This window comes from Micromonospora sp. 4G55, from assembly GCF_016803375.1.
The window spans coordinates 1-8836 of sequence record NZ_JAEVHN010000230.1 but is presented as its reverse complement, the minus strand read 5'-3'; the positions used below and the strand labels follow the sequence as shown (position 1 = coordinate 8836).

The window sequence follows — 8836 nt, the reverse complement described above, 5'->3', positions numbered from 1 at the left end:
TCATGCTGGAGAGCTTCCTGCTCGAAGGCCGCCAGGACCTGGACCCGACCCGGGAGCTGACCTACGGCCGCTCGGTCACCGACGCCTGCCTCGGCTGGGTGGTCGACGCCAGCCACCCAACAGCGGCAAGGACCACCGCAACCAGCCGAAGGTCGCCGCCGACGTGGCCGCCCAGCTCGCGGCCGGCAGCGCGGGATCGTCGGCATCATGCTGGAGAGCTTCCTGCTCGAAGGCCGCCAGGACCTGGACCCGACCCGGGAGCTGACCTACGGCCGCTCGGTCACCGACGCCTGCCTCGGCTGGGACACCACGGCCGAGGTCCTGGACCACCTGGCCGCCGCCGTCCGGGCCCGTCGGGCGACCCTGCCGACCCCCGCCTGAGCGGCTGTCGGGAGACCCGACAGCCTCTGCACGGGTTTGGGCGATTCGGGCGGGGGTAGCTGGGCGGAGTGACCGATGACGCACCGGTGACCGACGAGGTCGACACCCGGCAGCTCGACGAGCTGCTCGACGACATCTACCACGGCCAGGAGCGGATCAGCCAGGCGGACATCTACCGCCGGGCGGTCGCCGCGGAGCTGCCGCCGACGCTGCTCGCCCGGATCGCCGCGCTCCCGCAGGGCGAGTACGCGGCGGACGAGGCGGCCGACCTGCTGGGTGGTTCGGTGGCCTGAGCGCGCGACGCACGGGGGTGGACGAGGACGACGAGAGGACGACGGCATGACGCACCACGAGGGGCACGAGCACGAGTCCGTGCCGGCGCTCGGCCAGCCCCCGGAGGGCCGGGACACCACCCCCGAGCCGGACTTCGCCAACGAGCACGACCGCACCGCGGTCGACCGCGACGTGATCACCGACGAGGACTCCGACGAGCGTGAGCCGGAGGCCTCGCGCGGCTGGGCCGGCGAGGACCACGGCACCACCCCGACCTGAGCGGGACGACGCGAACGACGCGAAAGGGGGCCGGCGCCGCGCCGGCCCCCTTCGCGTACGGGTCAGTTCTCGTCGTGGTCCCCGCCCTCGGCGGCCCGCTGGGCGACGGCGTACCCCATCTGGAGGAAGTCCGAGGCGGCGACCGCGGTCAGCGCGGTGGCCACCAGCCGGGTCAGCCGGGGCGCGAGCACCAGGCCGCCAGTGAGGCCGGTGGCCACCCAGACGGCCAGGCAGAACGGGCAGCTCAGCAGCTCGCCGATGGCGTGCCGGGTCGAGCTGCCCCGGTCCCGGACGTGTTCCATCACCTCGCCGCTGCCGATCGGGTGGTCGTAGCGGGTGAACGGGGCTCGCAACGGGCTGGTGATCGCGTCCTTGGAGAGCAGCCGGCTGAGCTTGTGCGTGGCGATGGAGAGCAGCACCACGTCGGCCGGGGCGGGCCGTCCGGCACCGGCCGGCCGGTCGCCCGGACCACGCCGGCCAGGGACGCGGTGACCGTGGCGTACGTGCCCATCGCGGCCAGGTAACCGCCCAGCGGCCGGTGCTCGTGCGGCGCGTACGCCTGGCGCAGCCGCGCCACCTTCTGCTTCAGGCCGCCCTGGGTCACCACGTCTCCTCGTTGTTCGTCACGTTCCGCTCAACCCGCGGTCAGGTTGTCGGCCACCTCGCGGGCGAGGTTGGCCAGGGTCTCGTCGGCCAGGCCGTTGTCCCCGCCGGTGAGGTCGAGGCGGACCCGGGACCCGCCGGCGTCGGCCTGCTCCACCTGGATCTCCGCCGACCACCCGGGGGCGGAGTCGCTGCTCCACCGGGCCCGCAGGTCGTCGGCGCTGGCCTGGGGGCGCTCCCCACCGTCGGACCGCAGCGGCTCCGGCAGCCAGGCCGAGGCCCGGTCCGGGTCGGTCGCGGTGTTGAACACCACCTCGGGCGGCGCGGACATCCCGCGCTCGGCGTGCGTGCCCATCAGGCGTCCCGCAGCCGGCTCGGGTCCACCTCGCGCCCGGGGTGCCGGGCCAGGTACTCGGTCTCCAGCTCGGCGGTGCGGCGCAGGTGGTTGGCGAGCGCGGAGTCGGCCGCGTGGCGCAGCGTGTCCAGCCGGGTGCGGTGCAGGCTCTGCAGCTCCCGGATCAGGTCCTCGTCGTCCAGCTCCGCCGGGTCCACCCCGAGCAGCTCACCGTCGACGTGCGCGCCGGAGGCCGACGTGTCGTGGGCGTGGTCACCGTCCCACTCCGTCATCCGCTGCTCCGGGCTGACGTCACCGGACTGGCGTACTGATTCGGTCATGTCGCCCCCTCGGGCTCGTTCGGGCTGGCATCTAGACGGATGCCCAGCCGGGGTGTCACCAAACCCTCCTACGACACCGCGTCGGAGACGCCCGGCCGTCCCGGTACGCTCGATGCCATGAAACGGCTCTGGACACCGGCGTGGATCGCCCGCCACGTGGCCATGGTCGTGCTGGTCGTCGGTTTCCTGGCGCTGGGCTGGTGGCAGATCAGCCGGGCGGCCTCGGGCAACACGCTGAGCTGGGCGTACGCCGTGGAGTGGCCGATCTTCGCCGGCTTCGTGGTCTTCGTCTGGTGGCGTGAGGTCCGGCACACGCTGCGCGGCCCGGCCGTCGCCGCGCCGGAGACGGCCGGTGGCACCGCGCCGGAGCCGGGTGCCCCGGCGGTACGCCGCCCGGTGCGGGTGGCCCGGGTGCCGGCTCCGGTCCACGCCCCGGACGACGCGGACCTGACCGAGTACAACCGCTACCTGACATGGTTGAACGCCAATCCGGGCGCGAGGCCCGGCGACTATCCCGGCTGAGGCCGGTGCGGAAGGACGGACGACGGTGGGCGGAGCCCTTACCCGGTACCGCGTGATCGCCTGGATCGTGGGCGTGGCGCTGGCCGTGCTGGTGCTGATCGGCATGCCGCTGAAGTACGCGTTCGACGAGCCGATCGTGGTGGCGGTCGTCGGCACCGCGCACGGCTGGCTCTACATGCTGTACCTGGCCGCCACCTTCGACCTGGGGCGCCGGGTGAACTGGCCGCTCAAGCGGATGCTGCTGGTGATGCTCGCCGGCACGGTGCCGTTCGTGTCGTTCGTCGCCGAGCGCAAGGTCACCCGCGAGCTCGCCGCCCGGCAGCCGCAGGCCCCGGAGCCGGTCGCCGCGCGCTAGGCGGCGAGGGGGCTGCGGTCTAGGCCCGTCGGGGCTGCGGTCGCCAGTAGCCGGCCGCGGTGGCCGGGTCCTCCGCGTCGGGATACCGGTGCAGCTCCCGGGCCCGGTTCAGCGCCCGGCTGACCTGGTCGAACTGCCGCTCGTCGTCGCTGCTGAACAGCAGCACCTCGACGCCGCCGCAGTGCCCCCACAACTCGTACGCCGGCGGCCGCCAGCGGTCGCGGCCAGCGCCAGCAGCACCGGCAGCAGGAACACCACCCCCAAGGTCAGGTACGCCCCGGCGGTGAGCCGTTGCAGCCCGCCGGTGAAGCCGAGCAGCACGCCGACGCCGGTGATCAGGGTGGCGGTCACCGCGGCGGCGCGCACGGCCAGCCGGTCGTGCGGCCCGCGCCCCACCCGCAGGTGGGTGAGGTCGGCGACGGCGAAGGTGTTCCGACCGACGGTGAACTGTTCGGTGGTCACCACGATCCCCGGGCGCGCGTAGAGCAGGGTCGTCCCGCGCGACGAGCGCGGCGGGCGGGTGGCGGAGCGGTCTGCCTGCTGCACGGCGTCCTCCCAGGGGCCGGCGGCGTCGGCTCTCCCACCGCCCCGTGCCTGCTCACGGCGGGATTCCCGGCACCGGGTTCCATTCTGTTGCCCGCCTGCCAGCCGTGCCGGTCGGATTTCCGCCTCCGCCACGCCCGGCGGATCAGGACCGCCCGCATCCGGCCTCCATTTCGGGTTTGTCCGGCGATCGTCGCTCACGTGCCACGACATCCGTCCAGAACGACGAATCCGGCGCAAGCGGCCAAGAGCGACGAAGTGCCCGCGACACGCTGCACGCCACGCCACAACGGCGTCAGGGGATGTCACGCTGCGCAGCGGCCTTTCCTGCCCCTTTGCCAACTTTCGCCCCGGCTTCCCCTGCGCGTCACTCCCGTCCCGGGTTACGTTGGGCGGGCCGGCGCGGTCGGCCGCCATCCGTCCGGATGGCCCCGAGCCGGTGCCGTCGGGGGCGTCAGCATCCCCCGAGGGCCCGTGGAGAGGAGCCTTCCGCTCTTGTCGTCCTTACGGATGCTGGTGCGAACGCTCACGGTCGCCGGCCTCACGGCCGCGCTGATCGCCCCGTCGTCGGTGGCTCGGGCCGAGCCGTCGGTGGCCGAGCTGACCGCACGGATCGAGAAGTCCTCGACCGAGCTGGAACGGGTCGTCGAGTCCTACAACAAGCTCAACGAGGAGATCAAGGCCAACAAGGAGACCGCGGCCGCGCTGCACGCGCGGATCGGTCCGCTCGAGGAACAGACCGCGCGGAGCCGGGCGGACGTCGGACAGCTGGCCGTCACCGCGTACAAGACCGGCGGCCTGCGGACCGCGCAGGCGCTGCTGGAACCGGGCGGGTCCGTCTCCCTGCTGGACCGGCTCAGCACGATCGACCGGCTCACCCGGGAACGCCAGGACCGCATCGCCGGCTTCACCACCAGCCAACGCAAGCTGGTCGACGAGAAGAACCGGCTGGACGCGACGCTGGCCCGGGAGGCCGCACAGGCGCGCAGCATCGCGAACACCAGGAAGAAGATCGAGCGCGACCTGGCCGGCCTCTACGAGCTGCGCCGGGAGGCGTACGGCCGGGCCACCGAGGCGCCGAGCCCGCGGCCGGCCGCCCGCTCCGCCCCCGACGCGCCCGCCGTGGCGGGCAACGCGGGGGTCGCGGTGCGCTACGCGTACGGGGCGATCGGCAAGCCGTACGTCTGGGGCGCCGACGGTCCCGGCGGTTACGACTGTTCCGGGCTCACCTCCGCCGCCTGGCGGGCGGCCGGCAAGTCCCTGCCGCACAACACCCGGATGCAGTGGGGGGTGGTCACCCACATCGGCCGCGGGGACCTGCGCCCCGGCGATCTGGTCTTCTACAGCGGCCTGGGCCACATGGCCCTGTACGTCGGTGGCGGCCAGATCATCGACGCGCCCAGCGCCGGGCGCAACGTGCTCAAGCGGGACATGGACATCATGCCCATCCAGGGCTACGGCCGGGTCCGCTGACCCCAACCCACAACACGGCGAACGCCGGCGTCCCCCTATCGGACGCCGGCCGTTCGCCGTCATTACTACCAGGTCAGGCTGCCTGCAGCCCCTCGGCGCGGGCCAGCTCGCGGAGCCGGCCGAGGGCCTGGATCTCCAGCTGGCGGATCCGCTCCCGGGAGAGCGAGAAGCGCGACGCGACCTCGGTGAGCGAGTGCTCCCGACCGTCCTCGAGCCCGTACCGGGCCCGCATGATGCCAGCCGACCGGTCGTCGAGGTGGTTGAGCAGACCCTCGATCCGCTGCCGCTCCAGACCGGTGAGGACGATCTCCTCCGGCGACGGGGCGTCGCTGTCGGCGACCAGGTCGCCGAGCTTGGTGTCGCCGTCGTCGCCGACCGGGGTGTCCAGCGACACCGTGTCCTGCGACCAGCGGACCAGCTCGTTGACCCGCTCGACGGTGACGCCGAGGGCCGCCGCGATCTGCTCCGGCTCCGGGTCGCTGCCCAGCTCACGGGTGAGCTGCCGGGCCACGTTGCGCATCCGGTTGACGTCCTCGACCAGGTGCACCGGCAGTCGCACGGTCCGCTCCTGCTGGGCGATCGCCCGGCTGATGGCCTGACGGATCCACCAGGTCGCGTACGTCGAGAACTTGTAGCCGCGCTCGTAGTCGAACTTCTCCACCGCGCGGACCAGGCCGGTGTTGCCCTCCTGGATCAGATCCAGCATGGGCATCCCGGACCGGACGTAGCGGCGGGCGATCGAGACGACCAGCCGCAGGTTGGCCCGGATGAAGAGATCCTTGGCGCGCTCGCCCTCGACGACCAGGCGCTCCAGGTCGTCCCGGTCGACGCCCTCGGGGACGCGGTCCTCGCCGAGCAAGTGCTCGGCGTACAGGCCGGCCTCGATGGCCTTGGAGAGATCGACCTCCTTGGCGGCGTCCAGCAGCGGCGTCCGGGAGATCTCGTGAAGGTAGACGCCGACCAGGTCGCGCTCCTCGGCGACCTCGTCGTCCGCATGCCGATGTTCTTGTCCACGTTACCCACGGTCCCCTCGCTCGCCGCCGGTTGCCCGGTTCCTTGCCATCCCCACGTCCATCGGCCCTCCCCCGTAACCTCCGCTGTGCCCGTCGGTGCTGACACCTACACAACAGATGAGACGTGTCGGGGATTCCATGTCGTGAGTCGAAAGTGTCACGAATGCCTGAGTATCAGCTGAAAGCCAAGTCCACGTTTGCTGTCAGCGCCCATTCGGGGCTCACCGAGTCCGCACCACGAACAGGCTGGCGGATCGGGGGAAATCGACCTCCGCCCCTGGCAATCGCACCATTGCGACCCCAACGACGCAGCGACCCTCGTCACCGCCCGGCTGCGATCCTGGTCACTGCCAGATACGCGCCGGTGTACCGGTCGGTTCATCCGCTCCGGGATTGATTACCCCACGCCCTGGACAACAATCCGGGCGTGCGGGACGTCCCATCCGCGACGTGTTCCACGTCTCACCCGGTCCAGTGGGCGGACCGGGGAGGCGGAGGGGGTCAGGAGGCGAGCAGGGCGAGCGCGCCGCGCACCTGGTGCGCGCTGCGGGCCAGGGCGGCCCGGGCGGCGGACACCTCGGCCCCGGAGACCAGCGAGACCAGGGCGGTCTTGAGATCGCCGGCGGCCTCGTGCAGGGCCCTCCGGCAGATCTCCTCCGAGCAGTTGGTGGCCTCCATCAGGATGGAGATCATCCGCCCGCGCAGCTTCGCGTTGGTGGCCACCATGTCGATCATGAGGTTCGAGTAGACCCGGCCGAGGCGCACCATCACGGCCGTGGAGAAGCTGTTCAGCACCAACTTCTGCGCGGTGCCCGCCTTCATCCGGGTCGACCCGGTGACCACCTCCGGTCCCGTGTCCACCCCGATGAACACGTCGACCGAGGAGGCGGCCGCCGCCTCCGGGTTCGCACAGAGCAGCACCGTGGCGGCACCCTGCGCCCGGGCTGCGGCGAGCGCCCCGAGGACGTACGGGGTGCGCCCGCTGGCCGCCAGGCCGACGACCAGGTCGCCCGGTCGTACGCACTCGGCCGCCTCGGCGGCGCCGCCGCGCTCGTCATCCTCGGCGTCCTCGACCGCGCGCAGCATCGCGTCCGGGCCGCCGGCCAGGTGGGCGCAGAACCAGTCCCGCGGGGAGTTGAAGGTGGGGGCCAGCTCGGCGGCGTCGAGCACCCCGAGCCGGCCGGAGGTGCCGGCGCCGAAGTAGTGCACCCGGTGCCCGCCGCGCAGCGCCGCCACGGCCAGGTCGACGGCCGCGGCGATCTCGTCGAGGACGGCCGCGACGGCGGCCGGCACCCGGCGGTCGGCATCGTTGATGACGGTGAGCACGTCCCGGGTCGACATCAGGTCGAGGTCGGCGCTGTCCGGGTTGCGACGCTCGGTCGGGGCGCCCACCCGGACCACCGGTCGGGCCATGATCGCCGCCTCGTCCGGCTCCACCCGACCGGCGGTCACCCGCGCCTCCGCCCCGGGCCGACCCGGTGCGACTGGACCGCCTCGGCGGTCGCCTCCAGGGCCTTGCGGGCCCGTGCCCGGTTCCGTGCGGCCACCCCGACGAAGAGCACGTCGACGACGGTGAGCTGGGCGAGCCGGCTGGCCATCGCGCCGGAGCGGTAGGTCGTCTCGCGGGCCGCGGTGGTGAGCACGAAGTCGGCCACCTCGGTGATCGGCGAGCGGGGGAAGTTGGTCAGCGCGACGGTCGCGGCGCCCCGCGCCCGGGCCTGCTCCAGCACCTCGATGACGTCGGAGGTGGTGCCGGTGTGCGAGATGCCGACGGCGACGTCGCCCTTGCCGAGCAGCGCGGCGGAGGTCAGTGCGGTGTGAATGTCGGGGAAGTAGAAGGCGGTGCGGCCGATGCGGTGCAGCTTCTGCTGGAAGTCCGAGGCGACGAAGCCGCTGGCGGCGGCGCCGTAGACGTCGATGCGGCCGGCGGCGGCGATGGTGTCGACCACCCGCTCGCAGACCGCCGGGTCGAGCTGCTCGGCGGTCTCCTCCACGGCCCGGGCGTCGTTGAACGCGATGGTGGCGATGATCTGCGCCAGATCCGCGCCGGGCGGGATGTCACCACCGACGACCCGGGCGTCCGGCGGCTCGATCCGGCGGGCGGCCTCGGCGGCGAGCCGGATTCGCAACTGCGGGTAACCGTCCATGCCGACCGACCGGCAGAACCGGATGACGGTGGCCTCGGATGTCTCTGCGGCGGTGGCGAGATCGGTGATGGTCCGCCGCGCGGCGTCGGCCGGGTCGGAGACGACCAGCCGGGCCACCCGCTGCTCGGCGGGCGACAGCGAGGGCAGCAGGCCGCTGATGTGGACGATCAGCCCACCCGGCTCGTGACTCGCAGAAACCTTCGTACTCTTCGCCACGGATGAAACTTACTTTCATAAACGGTGGCCCGTCAACCATCACCGCGCGTATCCGACACAAGTATCCCCCGCGCGCGTCACGTTCCGGCAGCGTGTGCGGTCACCGCAGCATCACGCTCCCGTCCGCCGCGGTCGCACCCCACGCTACGGTGTCCCGCATGGCGGATCGCAGCGTGCTGGTCACCGGAGGAACGGGCGGACTCGGCGGGGCGGTCACCGCCGCCTTCGTCGAGGCGGGCTGGCGGGTGGTCGTACCCCAGCGGGAGAGCGCCACCGGGGCGGGGCCGGCGGCGTCCGGCCCGGTGCGGGTGACCGCGGACCTGATGGGCCCGGCGGGCGTCGAGCGGGCCGTGCGG

At 72.9% G+C, this 8836-nt stretch carries 10 protein-coding genes and 5 pseudogenes; 7 read left to right on the top strand and 8 right to left on the bottom strand.

Going from position 1 to position 8836, the window contains the following annotated elements:
• Positions 1-98: 98 nt before the first annotated feature.
• The 3 genes and pseudogenes from JNW89_RS19125 to JNW89_RS19115 all read left to right on the top strand — a co-directional run.
• Positions 99-381: pseudogene (locus JNW89_RS19125) on the top strand (3-deoxy-7-phosphoheptulonate synthase); the annotation flags it as partial.
• Between the two features lie 68 nt (positions 382-449).
• Complete coding sequence (locus tag JNW89_RS19120) at positions 450-674, top strand: hypothetical protein (protein WP_238449941.1); 225 nt, start codon at positions 450-452, stop codon at positions 672-674.
• Positions 675-720: 46 nt separating this feature from the next.
• On the top strand, positions 721-933 hold the full coding sequence (locus tag JNW89_RS19115) for a hypothetical protein (RefSeq protein WP_238449940.1): 213 nt from the start codon (positions 721-723) through the stop codon (positions 931-933).
• 62 nt (positions 934-995) lie between these two features.
• On the opposite strand, the pseudogene JNW89_RS19110 reads toward JNW89_RS19115, so the two are convergent.
• The 3 genes and pseudogenes from JNW89_RS19110 to JNW89_RS19100 all read right to left on the bottom strand — a co-directional run bounded on the left by JNW89_RS19110 (position 996) and on the right by JNW89_RS19100 (position 2211).
• A pseudogene (locus tag JNW89_RS19110) lies at positions 996-1537 on the bottom strand (DUF1360 domain-containing protein).
• A gap of 30 nt (positions 1538-1567) precedes the next feature.
• Positions 1568-1891 (bottom strand): hypothetical protein, encoded by a 324-nt coding sequence (locus JNW89_RS19105; protein WP_238449939.1) that lies wholly within the window; start codon positions 1889-1891, stop codon positions 1568-1570.
• Complete coding sequence (locus tag JNW89_RS19100) at positions 1891-2211, bottom strand: DUF6158 family protein (RefSeq protein ID WP_238449938.1); 321 nt, start codon at positions 2209-2211, stop codon at positions 1891-1893. The genes JNW89_RS19105 and JNW89_RS19100 overlap by 1 nt, the downstream gene beginning before the upstream one ends.
• 117 nt (positions 2212-2328) lie before the next feature.
• Between JNW89_RS19100 and JNW89_RS19095 the strand changes: the two genes are divergently transcribed.
• Both JNW89_RS19095 and JNW89_RS19090 read left to right on the top strand, forming a co-directional pair.
• The gene (locus tag JNW89_RS19095; RefSeq protein ID WP_238449937.1) at positions 2329-2733 is read left to right on the top strand and encodes a hypothetical protein; all 405 of its coding nucleotides are present in this window, start codon (positions 2329-2331) and stop codon (positions 2731-2733) included.
• Between the two features lie 25 nt (positions 2734-2758).
• Positions 2759-3088: a DUF3817 domain-containing protein gene (locus tag JNW89_RS19090; protein WP_088960642.1), complete on the top strand. Its 330-nt coding sequence runs from the start codon at positions 2759-2761 to the stop codon at positions 3086-3088.
• Between the two features lie 19 nt (positions 3089-3107).
• Here JNW89_RS19090 and JNW89_RS38885 read toward each other — a convergent pair.
• Positions 3108-3386: pseudogene (locus JNW89_RS38885) on the bottom strand (DUF6232 family protein); the annotation flags it as partial.
• Positions 3347-3844, bottom strand: a pseudogene (locus JNW89_RS38880) (DUF6232 family protein); the annotation flags it as partial. The pseudogenes JNW89_RS38880 and JNW89_RS38885, both read right to left, overlap by 40 nt.
• Before the next feature lie 282 nt (positions 3845-4126).
• Between JNW89_RS38880 and JNW89_RS19080 the strand changes: the two are divergent.
• Complete coding sequence (locus tag JNW89_RS19080) at positions 4127-5104, top strand: C40 family peptidase (RefSeq protein WP_238449935.1); 978 nt, start codon at positions 4127-4129, stop codon at positions 5102-5104.
• A 73-nt stretch (positions 5105-5177) separates the two neighbouring features.
• On the opposite strand, the pseudogene JNW89_RS19075 reads toward JNW89_RS19080, so the two are convergent.
• The 3 genes and pseudogenes from JNW89_RS19075 to JNW89_RS19065 all read right to left on the bottom strand — a co-directional run bounded on the left by JNW89_RS19075 (position 5178) and on the right by JNW89_RS19065 (position 8480).
• Positions 5178-6167: pseudogene (locus tag JNW89_RS19075) on the bottom strand (RNA polymerase sigma factor RpoD/SigA).
• 451 nt (positions 6168-6618) lie between these two features.
• On the bottom strand, positions 6619-7569 hold the full coding sequence (gene murQ, locus JNW89_RS19070) for an N-acetylmuramic acid 6-phosphate etherase (RefSeq protein WP_238449934.1): 951 nt from the start codon (positions 7567-7569) through the stop codon (positions 6619-6621).
• The gene (locus JNW89_RS19065; RefSeq protein WP_238449933.1) at positions 7566-8480 is read right to left on the bottom strand and encodes a MurR/RpiR family transcriptional regulator; all 915 of its coding nucleotides are present in this window, start codon (positions 8478-8480) and stop codon (positions 7566-7568) included. Before JNW89_RS19065 ends, murQ begins: the two co-directional genes overlap by 4 nt.
• 158 nt (positions 8481-8638) lie before the next feature.
• On the opposite strand from JNW89_RS19065, the gene JNW89_RS19060 reads away from it, so the two are divergent.
• A partial coding sequence (locus JNW89_RS19060) for an NAD-dependent epimerase/dehydratase family protein (RefSeq protein WP_375155117.1) occupies positions 8639-8836 on the top strand: 198 nt, incomplete at its 3' end.

Coding starts and splice junctions, on each gene's coding strand:
- JNW89_RS19115 (WP_238449940.1), top strand. CDS start 721: ATGACGCACCACGAGGGGCACGAGCACGAGTCCGTGCCGGCGCTCGGC.
- JNW89_RS19105 (WP_238449939.1), bottom strand. CDS start 1,891: ATGGGCACGCACGCCGAGCGCGGGATGTCCGCGCCGCCCGAGGTGGTG.
- JNW89_RS19100 (WP_238449938.1), bottom strand. CDS start 2,211: ATGACCGAATCAGTACGCCAGTCCGGTGACGTCAGCCCGGAGCAGCGG.
- JNW89_RS19095 (WP_238449937.1), top strand. CDS start 2,329: ATGAAACGGCTCTGGACACCGGCGTGGATCGCCCGCCACGTGGCCATG.